Consider the following 21,083-nt stretch of genomic DNA (forward strand, 5'->3'; position numbering starts at 1 on the left):
ATTATCAATAATACCTAAAAAGCATTATTGATATATCAAAAAACCAAGCTATACTAATGACAACTTGGTTCTAACAATTTTATTTTTTTAATACAAAAGCTTCCCCTGGAGCTACAACTCTAATCCTTTCTGGATTAACAACACGTCCATTCAAAGACTTAGGATCACCATTAAATGCATTCATTTCCGGAGCATCAACAGTTCCCCAATGAATTAAAATTAATTCTGTATTAGGATATGTATTGGCCAATTTAATCGCATTATCTAAGCCGATATGCCAAGAATTATCTGAAAAATCAAATAACATAACATCTGGTTCTGGCATTTGCAGATGTTCTTGTAAAAGTCTCGAATCTCCAACCATCCAAATCGTCCCATCAGGTGTATCAATCCAATAACCGCAATAATCTTCAAACTGATATTTACGAATTTTACTATACTTACTACTTTCATTTTGCCAAGCATGATCAGCAGGAGTTAATTTTATTTTCATGTTTCCAATTTCAAATGATTCACCAATATCATATCCATTTCCTTTTAAATCTTCTTCTGCGAATAATTCTGCTAAATAATGAGGACCATGAAATGATTTAGTCACTGGAGCTAAATTTTTACAGGTTAATCGACTAAAATGATCATTATCGCAATGTGTAATCAGTACTCCATCTAAACTAGGTACATCTTTAGGTAAAATTGGCATTTCAACTAATAAAGGTAGATCAAATCCTTCTAATAATGGATCAATCATCAAAGTAGTACCGTGACTATTGATCATCACACCAGCGCTTGATAACCAATAAATTCTAGTTTCATCAATGGGCTGAAAATCCTTTTCCGTCATAAAAATTGTTCGTGGTGCAACAGCTTGTTTTGTCATTATAATTCATCCTTTCTTTTCAATGTTATTATAAATCGTCAGAAATTATATGTCTAATACCTATAATCTATAATCAATCATGCTTTTAGAGAATGCTTTATTTTTTCAATAAATCGCGCTGTAGCAGGTGAAAAAATTTGATGCTTTTTCCATACGATTACTGTTCCAGTTAACAATGGAGGATAAAATGGAATAAAGCGAATTTTTGTTTCATCATTAATATTGACTAACTTTTCTAAACAAATCGCATACCCAATCCCCTCTTCTACCATAATTGCAGCATTATAAATAAGATTGTATGTCGCAATAATATCTAATTGCTCATAATCTTGCCCAAACCAATTAGCTATTTCATTTTGAACGATTGTTCTTCGAGTACTTAATAATGGCAATTTTAATAAATCTTGTGGTGTTGCATATTCCTTAGCTGCAAGTTTACTATCTTTAGGTGCTAAAATACCCCAAACTTCCTTTTGCTCTAAGCGTACAAACTCATACTTTTCAATATCAACTGGTTCAGTCAGCAAACCAATATCAATCAATCCTTTATCTAAACGCTCTTTAATATCATCAGCATTCCCACTATAAAATTGATATTTGATTTGAGGATATTCTTCTTTAAATTCTTTGATTATTCTAGCAAGAATATGCATAGCATTTGTTTCCCCACCACCAATAAAAATTTCTCCTGTAACTAGATTATCTTGTTCTAAAAATTCTTTTTCCGTTTTATTAGCTAGATCTACAATTTCCTCAGCTCTTCTTCGAAGCAGCATTCCTTCATCTGTTAAAACAATTCGATTTTTTCCTCGGATAAATAATTGCGCGTTTAACTCCTCTTCAAGCTGCATCAGTTGTCTTGATAAGGTTGGTTGAGTTATATGTAAAAACTCAGCGGCTTTTGTGATATTTTCTTCACGTGCTACCGCTAAAAAATACTTAAGTACTCTTAATTCCATGCTTACACCTCACTTTATTTTATTATATAAAATTTATGACAAAATTCCTAATCCAATCTAAAGCAATTTAAAATAAGTCCATCGTACTATAAAACAGTCTATCCTATTATAGACTGTTTTCATTATATAAATTCTACTTCTCTTTCATTTAATCTTATGACATTCATACTTACATAAGTAAATACATTAATAATTCCACTGAATATATGCCAAAAACTAGTGAATTCTTTTGATTTGTGTTGTCTAGTTATATAAAATATTTCAGTATTTTTCTAAGATTCCTTCCCAAAATACAAATATTCAATTTTATTTAAATGAATTTTCATCAAATACACTTGCTTCAGACAGTACGAACATATTCATAAATGGTTGAAAACCATATATTAACATTAATCCATTTTCTTTTAAACAACTTGTTACCTTTAAAAATTGTACTTCTAAATCTTCAAACTAAGTAATTACTTCAATCATTTGATTGATTATGTTATCCATAATATCAAATCATACCTTCATTTTACAATATCTCTAGACTGCAAGGGTCAGTAACGTATTTTTAATACGATTTAATTCTCGAATAGCTTTATCAACTTGAAATCGAGCATCTTTGATCTTTGATTGAACCATCCAATCAGCAATGATTCCATCAAAGAAATAATCTGCAAAACTTAAAAAATCACTAATATTTAAATCAACATCAACCAGCTGATCTACATCACTTAATTCTTTTTTTAGATTTCGTATCGAATTACGTGCTGCTGCCATTGCTCTTTCAGCTTCATTCATTTTACCATGTTTGATCATCGTTGTAATAAAACCACCACCAATCATATCAAAAAGTCCCCAGTTTCCTGCACTACTTAAATAATCCTGAGCCCTTGATAAATGACCTAAAGTTTCTTCAATTGCATGAAGTGCTTCATTAACTTCTTTTTTCTGATTATTTTCCATAAACTTTCCCCTTTGTTATCAAATTTCAAGAATATTTTACCATATAAAAAAATAATAATCAGTTAATTATATAATGGCTTGTAATTTTCTTTTCTAATTAATATAACATTCCAATAAAAAATATGCTCCCTTCTAAGTACAAGTTTTTATTTCACTTATTTTCCTAGAAAAGAGCAATTTAATATAATTTTTTAATTAAATTTTTATTAATTGATCCAACACCCTTAATTCTTCGTCAGTCAACGTAAAATCTTGCATTGCTAGAGAATCTGCATTTTCTCTTTGCAAATAGTATTGTTCCATAATTTCTTGAGTAGTTTTATTATAAAATATTTCCATATTAATAACATCTTCAAATTGATGCATTTTTTCTATGTCAATCTCTTCCATTTTTATTTCTCCTTGCTGATAGGCTCTTATACCCTCTTTAAATCTCTCTAAACCGTCGAATAATCGTGATTGTGGACAAGCTATATTCATTCGAATAAATCCATTACCATTTTCACCATACTCAATTCCGCTAGTCAAATACAAACCCGTCTTATCGCGAATAAATTGTGTTAACATTGTACTGTCAGTTGTTATTCGTGAACAATCAAGCCACAATAAATAAGTAGCCTCACTAGGAATTAAATAAATTTCTGGTAAATAGCATCGAATAAATTTAGATACTATATTTTTATTTTCTTCAATATATTCCCTCAATTCATCAAGCCACACTGCCCCTTTAGTAAACGCAGCAACTGTTGCCGTAATAGCAAAACTATTAGGTTCTGCCACTTCATCAGTATTAATGCCCCGATTTACCTTATGTCGTAATTGTGGATTAGCGACAACAATACAAGCAGTTTGTAGTCCAGCTAAATTAAAAGCTTTAGTTGGAGCAATACAAGTAATACTATTCATCTGATTAACTTTTGAAACACTAGCAAACGGAATATAATCTTTATTAGGTGCAGTAAGATCACAATGAATCTCGTCACTAATTACTAAAACATTATATTTAGCGCACATTTCACCGATCCGCTCTAATGATTCAATGTCCCATATTTTTCCAATTGGATTATGTGGATTACAAAGAATCATCATAGTTGTTTGAGGATCTGCCAGCTTCATTTCTAAATCTACAAAATCAATATAATATTCTTTTCCATCAAAAATTAAATCACTCGAAATAATATGCCGTCCATTATTTAAAATAGAATTATAAAAAATATTATATACTGGTGCTTGAATTAAAATATTTTCTCCTACACTTGTCATCTTTCTAACGAGTGAAGAAATTGCTGGGACTACCCCTGTACAAAATAACATCCACTCTTTTTCTAGATAATAATTATGCCTTTTTAGCCACCAGGTCTGAATACTTTCAAAGAATTCATCAGGAACGATGTTATATCCAAAAATACCATGCTCAACTCTTTGTTTTAGAGCCTCGATTATTTCTGGCGCAGTTTCAAAATCCATATCCGCTACCCACATAGGAAGTTCATTCTCTTTAATTTCCCACTTCAAAGAACCACTATTCCAGCGGTTCGTCAGTTTTGAAAATTGATTTTTCATTTTCTCCTCCTCTAACAACATATACATTCGATATTTGTTTGGCTTTTTATTGGAGGATTTGTTATCACAATTTTTGTTTCACTAGGATTTATTTTGGTCTTGTCTAGAATTAATTCACCGATACTATGTGCTTTAATTACACCTGAGATTGGATTCATAACACTATCAATATGCGAATTTACCTCAACTTCAACTGTAGAATATTCAAATGCAAGTGTTGTATTAATAAGTTTGCAGTTAATCAGTTTTAAATTTTCAATATAACAAAGTCCTTGTAAACTCTCAATCGTACAATTTATAAACGTTATATTTTTAGAATTCCATCCTAAATATTCACCAATGATCGTTGAATCATAAACTGTAACATTTTCACAATTCCAAAAGGCATCTTTTGAAATCAGCTTTGAATTATGCACTTCAATATTTCTTCCACCATCAAAACTATAATTTCCTGTTAAATTCAAATCATCAATCTTAATATTTATACTATTAAACCCAAAATAGTCACCATGTACCCTCGCTGCCTTTAAAACAATATCCGTGCAATTCCAAAGCGTTTCTTGCGCTATTGGCAAATCTACATTTTCTAAATAAATATTTTGTGCTCGACGAAATGTTTTTGGTGCCTCAATAATACTATCTATAATACTAATATTTTTAGTGTACCAAATTCCTGAGCGTGCCGTTTCCAACAATGTTGAATTAGTGACTTTAACATCATTACAATACCATAATGGATATTTCCATTTAAAAATAGTCTCATTGATTTCTATATTCTTACTTTCCTTTAACGGTGATTCACCATCAGCAAAAATAGAATCTTCAATTTTTAGATTATTACTTTTAAAAAGTGCTCTTTCACCGCTTAAATATTTTTGTTTAATTATTTCCATTTTCTTCTCCATTTCTATATTTCATAAAGCTAACTACCAGATCTCCTGCACCCACAATTTGATTTATATTACCTGCATCATCTATTTGACCAATTCGCGTATACTGATACTTAGATAAGAAGTCTTGATAGAATAATACTAAGCAATTGTCATGAAATAGCATCAAGTCTCCTTTATTAATTTGATTAACTGATTGACTAGTTACTGGCAAAGAGTATTCTAAATTATAGAATTTTTCATTACCATTTAACTCTTTCATTGTAAGCACCATCGGCAATTTTTCCAATAAAGCCTGGGATGTTGGAGTATCATCTAATGTAGCTAAAAACATTTGTCCATTAATCTCAATCTTTATTTTTATCATTTCTTTTGATTCTTCTTTTCCTTGTTTATCTATATTTTGTTTAACCAGATAGCCTATCAATATTAATACTAGAAGTAAAAAATATATTTCTTTTTCATCTTATTTATTAACTGCAAATAATTGCAGTATGATTTTTATTGATAATATTGCTATATTTTAAACGTTCCGTTTCAATGATCTCTAGCGTATGCTGAAGTTCTTCAATTTGTTCAATAATTACAGTATGTTGTTGATCAAGTATCATAATTTTTTGTTCAAATGACAGTTTTCCCTTTGAATATAATTGATTGAAATTCTTAATATCTTTTAATGTCATCCCCATATCTTTTAGTTTTTTTATTCGCTTTAAATCAGTAATATTTTCATTTGTAAACACACGTTTTCCTTCAATTCTTTGAATTACTGGTAATAACCCCAAATTTTCATAATAGCGAATCGTCGAAACTGGTATTTTTAAAATTTCAGATACTTCTCGAATAGTGTAACCCATCAAAATCTCCCCTTTGTCATATAAATAATCAATTAGTCATTTAAATAAAGCTTTTTTATTTTATAAATTAAATAATCCAAACAGTCTAATTCTTTTTGAACTAGATGAAGTTCATCTAATAATTCCTTTCTTTGTTCTGACAAAATTTGTAATTGTCCTTGATAGTTTTTATGTGCAAATAATAGCATAAATCTATCTACTAATTTACTATCACAACCTGCATCTAATAAGTTTTGATATACCGCTTCAGGTGTATCATTTGAACACATCACTTTATCATCTCCTTCAGCTATATTCTAAAATATAGCTTTTCGGATAGCAAATACTTATATTAAATAGTTTCCTATGCTTGAAAGGCATATTGATGCATGTTAAAATATCTTAAAGGAGTTGATTTGTATGGAACTTAGAGTTCTAAAATATTTTATTACTGTAGCTCGTGAAGAAAGTATTTCTGCTGCAGCTGATTATTTACATATGACCCAACCAACCCTGTCAAGACAATTAAAAGATCTTGAAAATGAACTTGGTAAGCAGTTACTAATTAGAGGTAATCGTCGGATTACCTTGACAGATGATGGAATTCTCTTTAGAAAAAGAGCCGAAGAAATTATTGACTTAGTTAATAAAACTGAAGCAGAAATGACTTTTGATAATGAAACTATTAGTGGTGATATTTATATTGGTGGTGGTGAAACAGAAGGAATGCGATTAATAACGAAAGCGATTAAAGAAACGCAAAAAATTCATCCAGAAATCAAATTTCATCTCTATAGTGGAAATGCCCAAGATGTGACTGAAAAACTTGATAAAGGTCTATTAGATTTTGGAATTTTAATTGAGCCGACTAATTTTTCAAAATATGATTTTATTAAGCTCCCTTATACCGATTGCTGGGGTGTATTGATGAAAAAAGACGCTTTTCTAGCATCCAAAGAATATATCAACCCCCAGGATTTAAAAGACCTGCCACTAATTTGTTCTAACCAAGACCTTGTTCGAAATGAACTTTCAGGGTGGCTAAAAGATGATTTTGACAAATTAAATATTGTCGCTACTTATAATCTAATCTACAATGCTTCATTATTAGTTGATGAAGGTTCTGGATATGCCTTAACACTTGATAAATTAATTAATACATACAATAGTACATTATGTTTTAAACCATTAGAGCCAAAGCTTGAAGTTGGACTAGATCTTGTTTGGAAAAAATATCAAATTTTTTCCAAAGCTGCAGATTTCTTTTTAAAAAAAGTAATTGAACTTATCTAATGCTTCATTAATTAACTGCTTTTTTTATAATGGCATTAAAATCATTCGTTGCAAAATCTAGCGAATCAATAATAAAAATCTTATTTCCATATTTATTTTTCAACTGTGGCAGTAAATAAGCAACTTGTGGTGCTAATAAAACCATATCATAATCATCAATAACTTTATCAATTTCCATATATCCTACCGCATCAACAACTATATCCAAGCCCTGACGTTTAAAAATTTCCTGCATTGAATAAGCAAAATATGAAGTTGTCAGACCGCCACTACAACTAAGTAAAATTTTATTAGTATTTACATTATTGAAAATGCTCTCACCAAGCTTAATTGTGGGTAAACAAAGATAATTAAAAAATGTATTAAATTGATCCATTGTAGATTTAAAATCATGCATTTGAAAATGTAAATAAAACAATATTTCATCACTATCTTTATTCTTTACACTCAATTCAACGATTCCCTCATTATGAAAACTGATTATTCCGGTACTGTTACTTCCATCAATACATAGAGTGCATTGATTTTCACAGACTTTGATATGTTCATGCGTCTTAACCCAGCGATAAACAACCGGTTCTAATAAATCTTGATAAAATTCATCCATATTAATTTTCCCCCTTACATTGCCTAGTATAAACCTAAAGTTAACTTTAATGTCAAGAGGGTAAGTAACTGAAAAATATTCTATATACAAAAAAACTCTATCTTAGTAGAGCTTTAACACATAATTTTAAATATTTTGCAACGTAAAAATTGAAAAAGCATCTTTCAGGGTACATTCAAAATAGGCTAACCCAACCTTTGAATTGAACCTACTCAAAGTATAACTATAAAAAATGTCATTATCTAAATACATTTTTACAAGTTCTTTTTCACCAAATTCTAATATATCATTTTTACATTGCAAAATAAGATGTTCAGAATCATAAGAAAGATAACGATTTGCTGTCTTAATAAAATCTAAGTCATATCCTTCCCTTTCCAAAAAATCGATTACGTCTCCGGTTGCCATATAATTATCCCTCCAACCTTATTATAGTATTAAGAATAAGGATTGTATATCTACTTGTACATTTTTTTAGAAGCTTTATTATAACAACAAAGGATAACCTCAAAAATTTATCATTAAAGTGGCTATCCTTTATTATTAGTTATTGTGGCGGTACCGTAAACGAGATTGCGCCCTTAAATCGAGCCCATAAAAAATATACTAACGGTAATAAAAACCGATCTTCACTATTTACATCTTTAATAATAAAATAGTCTCGACCTGCATCCTCAACTATACCAACAAAAACTTCATCTCGCCATTTCTCACTATCACTATAAGTGAAATAAAAAGTCCCAAGCTTACCGATATTCAAACGAATGATATTTCCCATATATATTTGTGGTACAGCTGCCGGATTAGGGTTTTTAGGCGGTATCAGTGTACCGTCAGGATTCACTTCAGCATCTGGATCCTGTCTAACAAAATAAGGATTTAAATCTTCAAAATAATTCATAAATGCATCTCCTTTAGATTTCACATACTAAATTTGGTCCGGGATTATAAAAACAATGATTCTTAAATCGACCCGAAAATTCTCCATAAAATGTTTTTGGGCAAGTAACATTATCCCCAGGGTTTTTGAACCATAACGCATATGTTGCTGGAGCATTCCGATAACCTTTAATTGTTTTAAGCGCTAGTTCTTTTTCTTTGGTATTAACAGGTCCATTAAATAAATCTGTTCCAACTCCAGCAAAAGCATTTTTCTGATAAATTGCTTCCGTAATAGTAACAACATTTTTAAATACATCACAAACTGCAGCAACTCTATTAACGACAACATTCCCAACTAACAGCATTCCTTCTTGACCTTCGCCTAATGCTTCAGCCTTGATCAACCGTGCTAGTAATTCTACTTCCTTACTGTTGTAAGCAATCCTTGAGCTCATCTTCTGATATCACCTCTTTAAGACTATATGCCGATAAAGCAACAATATAACTAATTTATACAGTAATTTAAGCTTTTTTCGACTTATTCAAAAAATATTATTAGATATAAAATTAATCTTTCGAATAATAACTTTATTCCCGATATTTTGTTAACAACATTAACAGAACTATGATAAAAAAACTTCTAATTTTGTTAATAGTATTTAAATCAACTATTTTTTACTTTCCAAAATTATCAGTAACGATTATGATACGAGTGTAGTTAAGGAAAGAAGGTAATTAAAATGAATAAGAGAGAAATTGAAAAACAAGCACTCAATTCATTAAACACTTACTTTAAAGATAATCCCGATAAAGTATTGAATGATTTTGAGCGAAAGCCTTTGGATAAAGAAGATATAACTAAAATTGTCAACGAAGAAATCCAAGCTCAAGAAAAAAAAGTTGAATCACTTGAAGTGCTGAGAAAAAATATTGCTATTGAGGCAGAAGAATCGTTAGAAAAGGTTTTAGGTAAAAGGATTACCAGCAAAAAATCTCCAAATAAATTAACTGTTGATGAGATGGCAGTTAAACTACAAGAAGAAAAAACTCATCAAATTGAAACTGCAAATAAATTAAAAACAGCTAAATTAAGGAAATAACATTTGTTAATGCCATTAACAAATAATCTAAATTGAAAGTAGAAATTTTGTTAACAGCATTTATAAATGATTATTATATATAGAATTATTTTGCACAGAAGCATATATTACAAATGAAAACAAAAGAAAGAGGGAAATTATTATGAATACTAAAAAAATCAATGAACAAGCTATTGAATCTTTAAAAACTTATTTTAACGAAGGTAAAGATCTTATTAAAGAAAATGTTACACCACTTACTAAAGATCAAATTAAAGCTATCGTTAATGAAGAAATTGCTCATCATGAAGCTAAATTACATGAATTAAATGATTTAAAACAAAAAATTGATTTAGAAGCAGAAGAAGCTTTTGAAAAAGTTTTTGGTAAAGCTAAAGAAGAACCAAAAACACATAAACTAACTACTGATGAAATGGCAGTCAAACTTCAAGAAGAAAAAGAACATCAAATGGATGTTGCTAATAAATTAAAAGAAGAAAAATTATCTCATTAAATTAATTATTCTAAAAAAAGTCACGACAAATCAATATCGTGACTTTTTTATTAATCTGATAACATTATAAAAAGTAGTTATCAAAATAGCCATACAAACGTACAGTTATTTCATTAGTTCTTTTTCAAACATTTTTTTACTTGTTAAAAAAGCAATTACAAGAATCGCAAAAGAAATATCAAAAGGACTCTTTAAAGTAAGTATTACAATGAACAAACCAACAATAATTCCAAAAATTTGAAAAGAGAAAGGCTTTAATGACAACCGATTTTCCTTAATTAGTTTGTATTGATTAACTAGATTATGTAATGTAACATAGAAAGCAATAATCGCAATCAAAACATCAACAGAAAAACTGACTAAATAATTATCAGTTAATAATTCTTTGATAAAAAGTAAAACAATATAGCCACACATCGTTTGCCATAAACCAGCAATAATATACTTTTCAAGTACTTCTTTTTTTATCTCTTTTAATCGCTTTTTACTAGTTTTTTCTTTTTTCATTATTTAGTAACCTTTAAAATATGTCCACTCATTTCTTCAATATGACTATTAAAGAATTCTTCCATCACTTTAATCATATAAGCAGTATCTTTGACACCAGCTGTTTCATAAGATGAATGCATTGCTAATTGAGGTAATCCTATATCAACACTGTTCATTGAAACTTGTGCCATTGCAATATTACCTAACGTGCTACCACCAGCAGTATCACTGCGATTAGAGAAAAATTGTACTGGAACTCCAGCCTTTTTACATAATCCCTTAAAAACAGCTATACTAACTGCATCACTAGTATATTTTTGACCAGCATGAGATTTTACAACAATACCCTCATTCATATAAACACAATTATTAACATCTGTTTTCGCAGGATGATTTGGGTGTACAGCATGAGCATTATCAGCACTTAACATAAAGCTTGAAGCCAATGCCCGATAATATTCTTCTTCACCTTTTCCTAAAGCATTGTTGATTCTACGCATAGCATCATATAAAAATGTTGATCCTGCACCCTGTTTAGTACCTGAACCTACTTCTTCGTTATCAAAACAGGCAAATACATTGATTGATTGCTTATTTGCTCCCTTGAGAAAACCTTGTAATGAAGTATATGCACATTGTAAATCATCTAGTTGTGGACATGAAATAAATTCTTCATTAGCTCCCCAAATTGATGGTTCCATGCGATTATATAAATATAGATCTGTTCCATAAATAGTTTCAACATCAACACCTAATTCATCAGCAATCAGTTTCTTTAAATCTCCTGCTTTAGTTTCAGATCCACCAAATAACGGTAACATATCAACTTGTTTATTATAAGCATAACCATCATTGACAGTACGATTCATGTGAATTGCAACATTCGGAATCATTACTAGATCTCGATCAATATTTACTAGTTTGGTAACATAGTTATCACCTTCTTGAACTAAAACCCTACCTGCAATAGATAATGGGCGATCAAACCAGGTAGCACATAACATCCCACCATAACCCTCTGTATTTAATTGCGTATACTTACCTTTTATTTCAATTTCAGCATTCTCTTTGACTTTAAAAGTTGGTGAATCACTATGTGATGCAGCAACATTAAAACTATAATTATCTAAATTCTCACCAAGATTAAAAGCAATAATGCTAGAATTATTTCTAGTGACAAAGTAATGACCACCCTTCTTAATTTGCCACGTTTGTCCTTCTAATAATTCTTCATACCCATGTTCAATTAAAATGTTCTGCATATTAGCTACAGCATGAAAAGCAGTTGGGCTTTGCTTAATAAAAGTTACTAATTCCTGTGATATTTGTTTATCCATTTTCATGACCTCCATAATTACGGCTCTATTGTAACATATCCTTTAACATGTGTTAAAGGAATGTCTAAGATACTATTGACTTGTCTTACCACGTTTAGCTAGAGCAGGCATAATTGCTCCTAATCCAACTAAAATAATTGGGGTAATAATATTCATTGCGATTTCAAATGCACTTCCTTTAAACATTCCTAAAGCACAACAAGCTGCAGTGACAATAAAACACCACCATCCAAAAAATTTCGCAAAAAATTGACTTTTAGTAAAGCGATATTCTGCTGGAAATTTATCAATTGCTTTACGCAATGCAATATATGCAATAAACACCCATAAATAACGCAGTGGCATACAAACTGAATTTAGTTGGGTCAAGAATTTTAAAAATGCCGTAACACTTCCTATTCCTAACGCCGGAATTAAAATTAATGGTGTAACAATTGCTACTACCAACAAAATTCCATTGGTATATGCGCCTTTGTCATTTTTCTTTAATAATTTTGCAGGAATAAATTGACGCGCATTTTCATTGTCTAATAACATTCTAAGTGGCGCATCGATAGAAATTACCAAAGTTGATAATTGCCCGACCATATTACATACTGCATAAACAATTAAGAAGGTATTACCAATACCATAATACTCTCCTAATTTTTGGAATGACCAATATGCTCCATTAGCTACATATGAATCAAAATTAGCATTAATTTCAGCAACATTAAACATCATTCCCATTGAAATTGTACCCAAAATGGCACAAATAATTACCATGATTGCCAATGCAATCATCCCCTTAGGAAATCCTTTTGAAGGATTTTCTACTTTATTTACATATGGTGAAATTTTTTCACATCCACCTACGGCAAATACTAATATCGATAATGAAGTAAAATATTCTAACCTAAACGATGGAATTAAATTTTTAAAACTCCAATCAATAGTTTGATATCCTCCATTAGGATTTAAAGCCGGTGCTGCCATCATTAAGATAATAAATAAAATTGACATTACAAACATCGACGATCCAGCAATAGTCGCCAATGATTTTAATGGATTTAACCCCCGTGATGCTACCCAGGCAAATACTAAAAATACTACCAGGGTAATAATTTGGACTAGGCGAATATCCAAAGAATCATAAAAAGATGAATTTTGGAACAATACCCAACTTAAAGCTTTTAGCCCACCTGATGCTTTAGAAGCAATATAAGGCATATGAACAACCCAATAAGTCCATCCAGCATAGTAAGCTAATTTTGGTCCTAAAGTTTCTTGAATCCATGAACTCACACCACCACCAGCATTTTTAAATGCTGAGCCTAACTCTCCTACCATTAATGCATATGGTACGAAGTATAGTGCAAACATCATGATCCAACTAAAAATTACTTGGACTCCGTTAAAGTATACAAAACCATTAACCACATTTCCGAATCCCCAAACAGTCGAAAAGGCCATAAAGGCTAAGTTATACCAAACGATTTTCTTCGAATTTGACATAAAACCCTCCTAATCTTGAACAACACCGTGTTCGTTTTAGTCCCGTCGGGTTGCAAAACTAATTGTTTATAAATAAAAACAGTTCATTTGCTTCGCAACGTTTCTATTATAACAAAAATCTTATATTTAGCCTACACATTTACATTTTTTTATTATAATAATGAAAATTATTCCCGCTGTATAAAAAAAGATACCCAATTATCCTCAGATATCTAATTTACTTTTTTTAAATAACGATATTTAACCCATCCTATTTCGTTATCTTTGATCACATAAGCATAAGGACCGTATATTCCCACTAATTTAATTACCTCACCTTTTTCCAAAGGAATCAAATAATCAACATAGTCATCCAAACAATAATATTTTTGATTATTTAAATACAAAAATTCATTCTTGATCTTAAAAATCTTACCTGTTTTAATTTGTTTGCAGGTTGAAAATAATTTTCCCTGCTTAAGCACCTCGACTTCAAAATTAGGCCATGCCACTTTATTGACAACTTGTTTTTCTACATTAACATCAACTACTGCCTGATATAACGGTAACGGCTGTATATATTCTTTTGATAACTTAAATCTATCGCCATCACCAGTAATTATCAATGCATTTAATTGACTAATAGATTTTACCCCAGTTCCCCCATCAATACTAATAATACGCTTTTGCTTATCAATGATAATATCATTATTGATTGCATTAGCATATTGATTTGATGTCGGTAAATGTCCAACCACAACATATTTATCTAAACAGTGACCAGTTTGATAAAACGTTCGCATTTCAATAAGCGATGAAGTAGATGAATTTTGCCAGTCTTTTCGATTTTCAATTCCTGCATGAACAAAAATAAAATTATTGAATTCTAGTATTGTTGGTAAAGTTTTAAAATATTGAAAATATGGCCGCAAAAACTGTTTTATTTTTACCTGCATTACTTCAGGATTTTCTTTTTTTATGTCTATATTCAATTTTTCTAGAGCTTGTCGAATCATTCCGCCTTTACCAATACGATTTAAATAGTGAACTATTTGGTTAGCATATTTAGGATTATCTACCATTTCTTCTAACGCATATTCACAATTACCAAGAATCACATATACGCGCTCACTTTTTGCCTGAAGTTCTTGTAAAAATCTAACAGTTTCTAAAGCTTGCGTACCTTTTTCAATAAAGTCACCTAAAATAATCAAGTAATCATCGTATCGATAATCAACCTTTTTTAGCAGTGCTTTAAATCGATCTAAGTGAGAGTGAATATCACTGATTACAATACAGCGATATTCTCCTACTACTTTTATTTTTATATGCTGTGCCTCCAACATTCACTTCACCTCTAGTCCTACTATAGCATAAATATATAAATAATTTACAGTAATATTATCTTAAGTATTTATAAATTCTGCGTTATAATCATACTAGAAACGAGGTAATAAAAATGTTAAAAGAAATTGAACAACGTCAAAGCATTAGAAAGTATTTGAACAAACCAGTTGAACCTGAAAAAATCTTAGAACTTTTAAAAGCAGCAATGAACGCGCCGACAGCCCGTAATACACAAGAATGGAAATTTAAAGTTATTACAAATTCTCAAGCACTAAATGATATGACGAAATTATCACCATATACAACAATGATGAAAGAAGCTCCTTGTGCTATTCTCGTAATAGCTGATTTAAATAAAGCTATTTCACCTGAATATGGTCTAATCAATTGTAGTGCAGCAATTGAAAACCTTTTAATTGAAGCAGTCAATCAAGGGCTTGGTTGCTGCTGGTGTGGAATCGCTCCAGTTTCGGAAAGAATTGAAGGTTTTAAAAACTATTACAATCTAGCTGATAATGAATATCCCGTTGGTGTTGTAGCTGTTGGTTACAGTAATGAAACAAAGCCACTGATTGATCGCTTTGATTCTAAAAATATTAGCTATTTTAAATAGAATCAAAAATTATTCTTTGTTAAAACTATTTTTATTTATTCAAATATTGACTTCTAGTTAACTCTAAGATGTATGATAAATTTATTAATACAACTATAATAGAAAGAAGGTTAATTATGGAAAATAAATTTGGTTTTGGTTGTATGCGACTACCAATGAAAAATGATGAAGTCGATTATGACGAGTTTAATCAAATGATTGATTTGTATATGCAGGAAGGATTTAATTATTTTGATACTGCCCACGGGTATCTAGGCGGAAAAAGTGAGACCGCACTTCGTGATTGTTTAGTCTCACGCTATCCCCGTGAATCATATGTCCTTACTAACAAACTAACTAAAAGTTTTTTTAACAGCAAAGAAGATATTCTTCCACTATTTAATGAGCAATTACAAAAAACAGGTGTTTCATATTTTGATTATTATTTAATGCATGCACAAGACCGTGAAAATTATAAGCATTTTCAAAAATGTCAAGCTTATCAAGCTGCTCAAGAATTAAAAGCAACAGGAAAAGTCAAACACATTGGAATTTCATTTCATGATACTGCAACTATTTTAGAGATGATCTTAAGTGAACATCCCGAAATAGAAATTGTCCAAATTCAATTTAATTATGCTGATTTTAATAATCCTAGTGTTGAAAGTAAGAAGGTTTATGAAGTATGTCGCAAATTTAATAAACCTATTTTAGTAATGGAACCAATTAAAGGCGGTGGTCTTGCGAATCTTCCCGAAGCAGCAAATAGAATTTTAACTGATCTAAATAAAAATGCCAGCAACGCTAGTTATGCTCTACGCTTTGCAGCGTCTTTTGAAGGTGTATATAAAGTTTTATCAGGTGTTAGTAATTTAGAGCAAATGAAAGATAATTTGAAGGTTATGAAAAATTTCATTCCTTTTAACGATGAGGAATACGAGGCGGTAGCAAAAGTTCGAAAAATATTAGATTCCTTAGGAGGAATTCCTTGTACCGCTTGTCGTTATTGTACAGACGGCTGCCCGATGAAAATTTCAATTCCTGACTTATTTGGCTGTTATAATGATAAAAAAATATTTAATGACTGGAATAGTGATTATTATTATGGAGTTCACACAAAAACTAATGGCAAGGCATCTACTTGTATTGGATGTCAACAATGCGAACATATTTGTCCGCAGCATCTGCCAATTATTAAATATTTAAAAGAAGTCGCTGAAACATTTGAGTAATTAAAAAGATACTCCATGATGCAAATGTAATGAAAAGGTAGGTATTAGTTCCAATATCTACCTTTATTTTACTTCTGTATCATTTGAATAGTCCTTTTAATATATAACTTTATCCAAGATTCCATTTACATATGCAATAAAAATGCCATAATTTGTCATCGGAATCATTTGCCCTTTTGCCTGATTAACTCTTGTCATAATATACCGGCGATTAAACATACAGCCACCACAAGTAATAATTAAATCGTACTTGGTTAAATCATCTGGAAAATCTGTTCCACTAACAATTTCAACACCAATTCCAGGAAATTTTTTCTTTAACATTCGAGGAATTTTAACCCGTCCAATATCTTCACTTAATGGTGCATGACTACAACATTCTGCAATTAAAACTGTCGAATCACCATTCAGCCGTTCTAAGATTTCAACACTTTTAGCATAATAATTTAAATCTCCCTTATAACCTGCCATTAAAACAGAAAATGATGTCAATTTGCTTTCTGAAGAAATATTTTCATAAACATATTTAAATACTTGTGAATCTGTAATAACAAGATCAGGGGCTTGATTTAATTTTTGTAAAGCTGATTTTAGTTGTTCCGTTGTTACAGCCATAATTTGACAACCTTTATCAAGCAATTCACGCATTACCTGAACTTGGGGTAAAATTAATCTGCCTTTGGGAGCTTGAATATCTTGTGGCATTACTAATAGTACAAGATCACCTTTTTTTGCTAATTCACCTGTAATGCTTTCTTTTTCAAAATCAGCCGGTACCTTTTCAAGCAATTTTTCCTGTAACTCTTTTATTCCTTGCTTCGTTAACGAACTAATCAGTAATGGTGTTTCACTAGTTGCTTCAGTAATTTTCTTTAGAAGATTATCATTCCTTTGTAAATCAGCTTTACTTATTACTAATATCGTAGGAATATGCTTCTCTTTAAAATAATGATACCAGTCTAATTCTTGACAAATCTTTCTATCATTAAAAAGAATGATTGCAATATCAATCTTTTCACTAGCTTTTTTTGTCTTATCGTTTCGCAATTGCCCTAGAGTCCCAATATCATCAAAACCTGCAGTATCAACTAACAAGCATGGTCCCAAACCATCAATTTCCATCGCCTTATAGACAGGATCAGTAGTTGTTCCCGGTTCACTTGAGACAATTGAAACTTCTTGATTAACAAAGGCGTTGATCAATGCCGATTTGCCACTATTACGTTTTCCAAAAAAACCAATATGGAGCCGATTAGCTCCTGGTGTTTTATTTAACCCTGCCATTATTAGAACCTGAAATCACGTTTCCCGTCTTCAATCATCGTAAGACGTTCTTGACAAATTTTTCTAACTTTATCACTAGTGATATTATCTAATTCCTTCATAATTAAATTATCAGCTTTTAACTTAGTATCATCACCGGCATAATCTTGACTATATTCCTTTAATGTCATCAAAGCATTAGGATGACAACAATTCGAGATTTGACCAGATTTACATAATTGCATAAAACGATCTCCCGTTCTTCCTTCGCGATAACAAGCAGTACAAAAACTTGGAATATAATTTAATTCACATAACCACTTAACAACCTCATCTAAAGTTCTATTATCACTAATATCAAATTGTGCAGAAGTAGTATCTTCTTCAGTTTCAGGTTCATCATAACCGCCAACACTTGTCTTAGAGCCACCACTAATTTGTGAAATACCTAACTCTAACACTCTTTCTCGAACCCGTTTAGATTCACGTGTTGAAATAATCATTCCCGTATATGGTACTGCCATTCTGATGATCATTACAATCTTTTCAAAAATTTTATCGCTGATAGCATTACTAAAGTCTGATTTATCAATATCATCTGCTGGACAAATTCTCGGAACACTAATCGTATGTGGTCCAACTCCTTTTGCGGCCTCTAAATGTTCGGCATGCATCAATAAACCCACAAAATCATATCGATACATTTCTAGCCCAAATAAAACCCCAATACCGACATCATCAATTCCACCATCCATAGCCCGATCCATTGCTTCAGTATGATAAGCATAATCATGTTTTGGTCCCGTTGGATGCAGTGCTTCATAATTTTTCTTATTATATGTTTCTTGGAAAAGAATATAAGTTCCTATCCCAGCCTCTTTTAGCTTTTTATAGTTTTCAACTGTTGTTGCAGCAATATTAACATTAACCCGCCTAATTGCTCCATTTATATGTTTGATCCCATATATAGTTTTAATGCTTTCCAATACATATTCAATTGGATTATTGATTGGATCCTCTCCTGTTTCTAATGCTAAACGCTTATGCCCCATATTTTGAAGTGCGATGACTTCTTTTTTTATTTCTTCTTGAGTTAATTTTTTTCTTGCAATATGCTTATTTTTTAAATGATAAGGACAATAGACACAACCATTAACGCAATAATTTGATAAGTATAAAGGTGCAAACATTACAATTCTATTACCATATAATTTTTGCTTAATCATTTTAGCAACTTTTTCCATTTCATCAATTGCTTCAGGAATTTCACACTCCAATAACAGCATTGCTTCACGGTGCGTTAATCCTTTACAGTCTTTAGCACGCTCAATTAAAGAAAAGATTAATTCTCGATTATCTTTATTTTCTTTAGCATATGCAATTGTTTCCAGTATTTCTTGATCATCAATAAATTCTTCAGCCTTATTAGATTTTACATTATACATTTTCCTTTTTCTCACTTTCTTTTACTTAGGTCTAACCCTCGTAATCAAATTTACAATAATCTCCACGCTCATATACAACTTCATATCCCGCCGTCTTTAGCGTATCAATTAATTCTTTTAATCCTTCACTCGCTTCTTGTCCACTCGCTGCTTTTCCATCATATAACGAGTATTTTTTTCTTACCTCCTGAGGTGATAAATTAGGCATCACAACATTACAACCATGGTTAATTCCCTCTAAGCGCCCATTAGAATCTAAAGTTGCTAAAGCAGTTGTTGCAGGCAATAGAACATCCTTTGTCATAATTCTAATCAAACTTAATAAAAAAAGAGTAAGTTTTAAATCACCATTTGGTTGGTTTTTAAAAGGCGTATTTTGATGCACTAAATATGGTCCAATCCCTACCATTTCCGGCTTTAGCTCTTTAATAAACAATAAATCATTAACCAGACAATCAATATCCTGATGATAACTTCCTACCATAAATCCACATCCTGTTTGAAACCCAATTGCTTTTAAATTCAAAAGACAGTCAATTCGATTATCAAATGACATCTCATGAGGATGAAGCTGATAGTAATGCTCTCTATTATAAGTTTCATGACGAAGCAAATAACGATCAGCACCTGCATTAAAATACTTTTGATAAGTTTCTTTACTTTTTTCTCCTAACGATAGCGTAATTGCACAATCAGGATATAATTCTTTTATTTTCTCAATAATTTCTACCATTCGTTCATCTTGGTAATATTCGTCTTCTCCACCTTGTAAAACAAATGTTCGAAAGCCTAAGCGATAACCTTCTTTGCAGCATAATAATATTTCTTCTAAATTTAGCCGATAGCGTAATGCTAATTTATTACTGTGACGTAATCCACAATAATAACAATCATTTTTACAATAACTGCTGATTTCAATTAATCCCCGAATATAGATCTTATTTTTAAATATTTGTTCAGTGATTTTCGCAGCAATCTTCTTAGCGTAATCAAAATCGTTTTGATCAAATGTTTTTAATAATCTTTTAAACTCATCAAAATCCAATGCGCCTTCTTGATGAAGCTTGTTAATTAAATCAATATTACTCATTCTATCCTTTTGAATATAGTGCCTTTACACTGACACCTTTGAGCATTCCGATTTTTCCCGATAAAGCCCCTATTACATCATTTGGTCCATCAACGATAACAGACATAACTGATACTTGCTTATCTTTATAGGGAATTCCCATTCGCCCAATAATATAGCGACTATATTTATGCAACAAGTCATTAATCTTATTAGCACTGTCTAATTCATAAACAAAAATTCCTAAAATTGCAATTCTACTTTCCATTTTACCTCCTTAAACTAAAAACCATTAGGGCGTACTAATGGTTGAACAAAACAAAAATAATTGTTCACCCTTTGACTCAGAAATTTCCTCATCATTAGCTGCATACTTATATTCTACCAC

At 30.9% G+C, this 21,083-nt stretch carries 25 protein-coding genes; 5 read left to right on the top strand and 20 right to left on the bottom strand.

All coding sequences use genetic code 11. The features are described from left to right. Positions 1–79 precede the first annotated feature (79 nt). The 8 genes from KSU54_RS04005 to KSU54_RS04040 all read right to left on the bottom strand — a co-directional run bounded on the left by KSU54_RS04005 (position 80) and on the right by KSU54_RS04040 (position 6,363). Positions 80–877, bottom strand: a complete 798-nt coding sequence (locus tag KSU54_RS04005) for an MBL fold metallo-hydrolase (RefSeq protein WP_003537485.1) — start codon at positions 875–877, stop codon at positions 80–82. A gap of 77 nt (positions 878–954) precedes the next feature. Beyond that, a complete protein-coding gene (locus KSU54_RS04010; RefSeq protein ID WP_003537483.1) occupies positions 955–1,836 on the bottom strand; it encodes a LysR family transcriptional regulator in 882 nt (293 codons plus the stop codon). Positions 1,837–2,361: 525 nt separating this feature from the next. Continuing rightward, positions 2,362–2,784 carry a hypothetical protein gene (locus tag KSU54_RS04015; RefSeq protein WP_003537482.1) on the bottom strand — a complete coding sequence of 141 codons (423 nt, stop codon included), beginning with the start codon at positions 2,782–2,784 and terminating at the stop codon, positions 2,362–2,364. A gap of 195 nt (positions 2,785–2,979) precedes the next feature. Then, a complete protein-coding gene (locus KSU54_RS04020; protein ID WP_117791902.1) occupies positions 2,980–4,347 on the bottom strand; it encodes a MalY/PatB family protein in 1,368 nt (455 codons plus the stop codon). Positions 4,348–4,358: 11 nt separating this feature from the next. After that, positions 4,359–5,240 (bottom strand): DUF3737 family protein, encoded by an 882-nt coding sequence (locus KSU54_RS04025; RefSeq protein WP_117791903.1) that lies wholly within the window; start codon positions 5,238–5,240, stop codon positions 4,359–4,361. After that, positions 5,227–5,604: a cyclophilin-like fold protein gene (locus KSU54_RS04030; protein WP_224209007.1), complete on the bottom strand. Its 378-nt coding sequence runs from the start codon at positions 5,602–5,604 to the stop codon at positions 5,227–5,229. The genes KSU54_RS04025 and KSU54_RS04030 overlap by 14 nt, the downstream gene beginning before the upstream one ends. Before the next feature lie 106 nt (positions 5,605–5,710). Continuing rightward, the gene (locus tag KSU54_RS04035; RefSeq protein WP_003537478.1) at positions 5,711–6,094 is read right to left on the bottom strand and encodes a MerR family transcriptional regulator; all 384 of its coding nucleotides are present in this window, start codon (positions 6,092–6,094) and stop codon (positions 5,711–5,713) included. A gap of 32 nt (positions 6,095–6,126) precedes the next feature. Then, positions 6,127–6,363, bottom strand: a complete 237-nt coding sequence (locus tag KSU54_RS04040) for a hypothetical protein (RefSeq protein ID WP_003537477.1) — start codon at positions 6,361–6,363, stop codon at positions 6,127–6,129. A gap of 130 nt (positions 6,364–6,493) precedes the next feature. On the opposite strand from KSU54_RS04040, the gene KSU54_RS04045 reads away from it, so the two are divergent. Then, on the top strand, positions 6,494–7,366 hold the full coding sequence (locus KSU54_RS04045; RefSeq protein WP_117561211.1) for a LysR family transcriptional regulator: 873 nt from the start codon (positions 6,494–6,496) through the stop codon (positions 7,364–7,366). 7 nt (positions 7,367–7,373) lie between these two features. Here KSU54_RS04045 and KSU54_RS04050 read toward each other — a convergent pair whose 3' ends face one another. The 4 genes from KSU54_RS04050 to KSU54_RS04065 all read right to left on the bottom strand — a co-directional run bounded on the left by KSU54_RS04050 (position 7,374) and on the right by KSU54_RS04065 (position 9,310). After that, entirely contained in the window at positions 7,374–7,973 is a 600-nt protein-coding gene (locus KSU54_RS04050) for a PTS sugar transporter subunit IIB (RefSeq protein ID WP_003537474.1), read from the bottom strand. A gap of 126 nt (positions 7,974–8,099) precedes the next feature. After that, positions 8,100–8,381: a hypothetical protein gene (locus KSU54_RS04055; protein ID WP_003537472.1), complete on the bottom strand. Its 282-nt coding sequence runs from the start codon at positions 8,379–8,381 to the stop codon at positions 8,100–8,102. 139 nt (positions 8,382–8,520) lie between these two features. Next, a complete protein-coding gene (locus KSU54_RS04060) occupies positions 8,521–8,874 on the bottom strand; it encodes a spore coat protein GerQ (protein WP_008791530.1) in 354 nt (117 codons plus the stop codon). Positions 8,875–8,887: 13 nt separating this feature from the next. Continuing rightward, the gene (locus tag KSU54_RS04065; RefSeq protein ID WP_003537467.1) at positions 8,888–9,310 is read right to left on the bottom strand and encodes a cell wall hydrolase; all 423 of its coding nucleotides are present in this window, start codon (positions 9,308–9,310) and stop codon (positions 8,888–8,890) included. 285 nt (positions 9,311–9,595) lie between these two features. Here KSU54_RS04065 and KSU54_RS04070 point away from each other — a divergent pair, with 285 nt between their 5' ends. Beyond that, positions 9,596–9,955, top strand: a complete 360-nt coding sequence (locus KSU54_RS04070) for a hypothetical protein (protein WP_003537465.1) — start codon at positions 9,596–9,598, stop codon at positions 9,953–9,955. Positions 9,956–10,097: 142 nt separating this feature from the next. Then, positions 10,098–10,448 carry a hypothetical protein gene (locus tag KSU54_RS04075; RefSeq protein WP_003537463.1) on the top strand — a complete coding sequence of 117 codons (351 nt, stop codon included), beginning with the start codon at positions 10,098–10,100 and terminating at the stop codon, positions 10,446–10,448. A 105-nt stretch (positions 10,449–10,553) separates the two neighbouring features. On the opposite strand, the gene KSU54_RS04080 is transcribed toward KSU54_RS04075, so the two are convergent. The 4 genes from KSU54_RS04080 to KSU54_RS04095 all read right to left on the bottom strand — a co-directional run bounded on the left by KSU54_RS04080 (position 10,554) and on the right by KSU54_RS04095 (position 15,093). Beyond that, complete coding sequence (locus KSU54_RS04080) at positions 10,554–10,955, bottom strand: hypothetical protein (protein ID WP_003537461.1); 402 nt, start codon at positions 10,953–10,955, stop codon at positions 10,554–10,556. Then, positions 10,955–12,274: a M18 family aminopeptidase gene (locus KSU54_RS04085; RefSeq protein WP_009300185.1), complete on the bottom strand. Its 1,320-nt coding sequence runs from the start codon at positions 12,272–12,274 to the stop codon at positions 10,955–10,957. The genes KSU54_RS04080 and KSU54_RS04085 overlap by 1 nt, the downstream gene beginning before the upstream one ends. 72 nt (positions 12,275–12,346) lie before the next feature. Further along, positions 12,347–13,768: an amino acid permease gene (locus tag KSU54_RS04090; protein ID WP_003537458.1), complete on the bottom strand. Its 1,422-nt coding sequence runs from the start codon at positions 13,766–13,768 to the stop codon at positions 12,347–12,349. A gap of 212 nt (positions 13,769–13,980) precedes the next feature. Next, positions 13,981–15,093: a metallophosphoesterase gene (locus tag KSU54_RS04095; RefSeq protein ID WP_003537457.1), complete on the bottom strand. Its 1,113-nt coding sequence runs from the start codon at positions 15,091–15,093 to the stop codon at positions 13,981–13,983. Between the two features lie 113 nt (positions 15,094–15,206). Between KSU54_RS04095 and KSU54_RS04100 the strand changes: the two genes are divergently transcribed. After that, positions 15,207–15,707 carry a nitroreductase family protein gene (locus KSU54_RS04100; protein WP_008791528.1) on the top strand — a complete coding sequence of 167 codons (501 nt, stop codon included), beginning with the start codon at positions 15,207–15,209 and terminating at the stop codon, positions 15,705–15,707. 116 nt (positions 15,708–15,823) lie between these two features. Further along, positions 15,824–16,918, top strand: coding sequence for an aldo/keto reductase (locus KSU54_RS04105; protein ID WP_117791904.1), 1,095 nt, complete (start codon positions 15,824–15,826; stop codon positions 16,916–16,918). Between the two features lie 96 nt (positions 16,919–17,014). Here KSU54_RS04105 and hydF read toward each other — a convergent pair whose 3' ends face one another. Genes hydF through KSU54_RS04125 form a run of 4 tightly spaced genes read right to left on the bottom strand, consistent with a single transcriptional unit; the run spans position 17,015 to position 20,963 of the window. Continuing rightward, entirely contained in the window at positions 17,015–18,202 is a 1,188-nt protein-coding gene (hydF, locus tag KSU54_RS04110; protein ID WP_117791905.1) for a [FeFe] hydrogenase H-cluster maturation GTPase HydF, read from the bottom strand. A 2-nt stretch (positions 18,203–18,204) separates the two neighbouring features. Beyond that, the gene (gene hydG, locus KSU54_RS04115; RefSeq protein WP_003537452.1) at positions 18,205–19,626 is read right to left on the bottom strand and encodes a [FeFe] hydrogenase H-cluster radical SAM maturase HydG; all 1,422 of its coding nucleotides are present in this window, start codon (positions 19,624–19,626) and stop codon (positions 18,205–18,207) included. Positions 19,627–19,657: 31 nt separating this feature from the next. Beyond that, positions 19,658–20,716 carry a [FeFe] hydrogenase H-cluster radical SAM maturase HydE gene (gene hydE / locus KSU54_RS04120; RefSeq protein WP_008791525.1) on the bottom strand — a complete coding sequence of 353 codons (1,059 nt, stop codon included), beginning with the start codon at positions 20,714–20,716 and terminating at the stop codon, positions 19,658–19,660. A gap of 1 nt (position 20,717) precedes the next feature. Next, entirely contained in the window at positions 20,718–20,963 is a 246-nt protein-coding gene (locus KSU54_RS04125) for a TM1266 family iron-only hydrogenase system putative regulator (protein WP_003537447.1), read from the bottom strand. Between the last annotated feature and the right edge of the window lie 120 nt (positions 20,964–21,083).

Origin of the sequence: Erysipelatoclostridium sp. MSK.23.31, from assembly GCF_019125875.1 — a bacterium.
Taxonomy (GTDB): Bacteria; Bacillota_I; Bacilli_A; order Erysipelotrichales; family Coprobacillaceae; genus Thomasclavelia; species Thomasclavelia ramosa.

Coding starts and splice junctions, on each gene's coding strand:
- KSU54_RS04005 (WP_003537485.1), bottom strand. CDS start 877: ATGACAAAACAAGCTGTTGCACCACGAACAATTTTTATGACGGAAAAG.
- KSU54_RS04010 (WP_003537483.1), bottom strand. CDS start 1,836: ATGGAATTAAGAGTACTTAAGTATTTTTTAGCGGTAGCACGTGAAGAA.
- KSU54_RS04015 (WP_003537482.1), bottom strand. CDS start 2,784: ATGGAAAATAATCAGAAAAAAGAAGTTAATGAAGCACTTCATGCAATT.
- KSU54_RS04020 (WP_117791902.1), bottom strand. CDS start 4,347: ATGAAAAATCAATTTTCAAAACTGACGAACCGCTGGAATAGTGGTTCT.
- KSU54_RS04025 (WP_117791903.1), bottom strand. CDS start 5,240: ATGGAAATAATTAAACAAAAATATTTAAGCGGTGAAAGAGCACTTTTT.
- KSU54_RS04030 (WP_224209007.1), bottom strand. CDS start 5,604: ATGATAAAAATAAAGATTGAGATTAATGGACAAATGTTTTTAGCTACA.
- KSU54_RS04035 (WP_003537478.1), bottom strand. CDS start 6,094: ATGGGTTACACTATTCGAGAAGTATCTGAAATTTTAAAAATACCAGTT.
- KSU54_RS04040 (WP_003537477.1), bottom strand. CDS start 6,363: ATGTGTTCAAATGATACACCTGAAGCGGTATATCAAAACTTATTAGAT.
- KSU54_RS04045 (WP_117561211.1), top strand. CDS start 6,494: ATGGAACTTAGAGTTCTAAAATATTTTATTACTGTAGCTCGTGAAGAA.
- KSU54_RS04050 (WP_003537474.1), bottom strand. CDS start 7,973: ATGGATGAATTTTATCAAGATTTATTAGAACCGGTTGTTTATCGCTGG.
- KSU54_RS04055 (WP_003537472.1), bottom strand. CDS start 8,381: ATGGCAACCGGAGACGTAATCGATTTTTTGGAAAGGGAAGGATATGAC.
- KSU54_RS04060 (WP_008791530.1), bottom strand. CDS start 8,874: ATGAATTATTTTGAAGATTTAAATCCTTATTTTGTTAGACAGGATCCA.
- KSU54_RS04065 (WP_003537467.1), bottom strand. CDS start 9,310: ATGAGCTCAAGGATTGCTTACAACAGTAAGGAAGTAGAATTACTAGCA.
- KSU54_RS04070 (WP_003537465.1), top strand. CDS start 9,596: ATGAATAAGAGAGAAATTGAAAAACAAGCACTCAATTCATTAAACACT.
- KSU54_RS04075 (WP_003537463.1), top strand. CDS start 10,098: ATGAATACTAAAAAAATCAATGAACAAGCTATTGAATCTTTAAAAACT.
- KSU54_RS04080 (WP_003537461.1), bottom strand. CDS start 10,955: ATGAAAAAAGAAAAAACTAGTAAAAAGCGATTAAAAGAGATAAAAAAA.
- KSU54_RS04085 (WP_009300185.1), bottom strand. CDS start 12,274: ATGGATAAACAAATATCACAGGAATTAGTAACTTTTATTAAGCAAAGC.
- KSU54_RS04090 (WP_003537458.1), bottom strand. CDS start 13,768: ATGTCAAATTCGAAGAAAATCGTTTGGTATAACTTAGCCTTTATGGCC.
- KSU54_RS04095 (WP_003537457.1), bottom strand. CDS start 15,093: ATGTTGGAGGCACAGCATATAAAAATAAAAGTAGTAGGAGAATATCGC.
- KSU54_RS04100 (WP_008791528.1), top strand. CDS start 15,207: ATGTTAAAAGAAATTGAACAACGTCAAAGCATTAGAAAGTATTTGAAC.
- KSU54_RS04105 (WP_117791904.1), top strand. CDS start 15,824: ATGGAAAATAAATTTGGTTTTGGTTGTATGCGACTACCAATGAAAAAT.
- hydF (WP_117791905.1), bottom strand. CDS start 18,202: ATGGCAGGGTTAAATAAAACACCAGGAGCTAATCGGCTCCATATTGGT.
- hydG (WP_003537452.1), bottom strand. CDS start 19,626: ATGTATAATGTAAAATCTAATAAGGCTGAAGAATTTATTGATGATCAA.
- hydE (WP_008791525.1), bottom strand. CDS start 20,716: ATGAGTAATATTGATTTAATTAACAAGCTTCATCAAGAAGGCGCATTG.
- KSU54_RS04125 (WP_003537447.1), bottom strand. CDS start 20,963: ATGGAAAGTAGAATTGCAATTTTAGGAATTTTTGTTTATGAATTAGAC.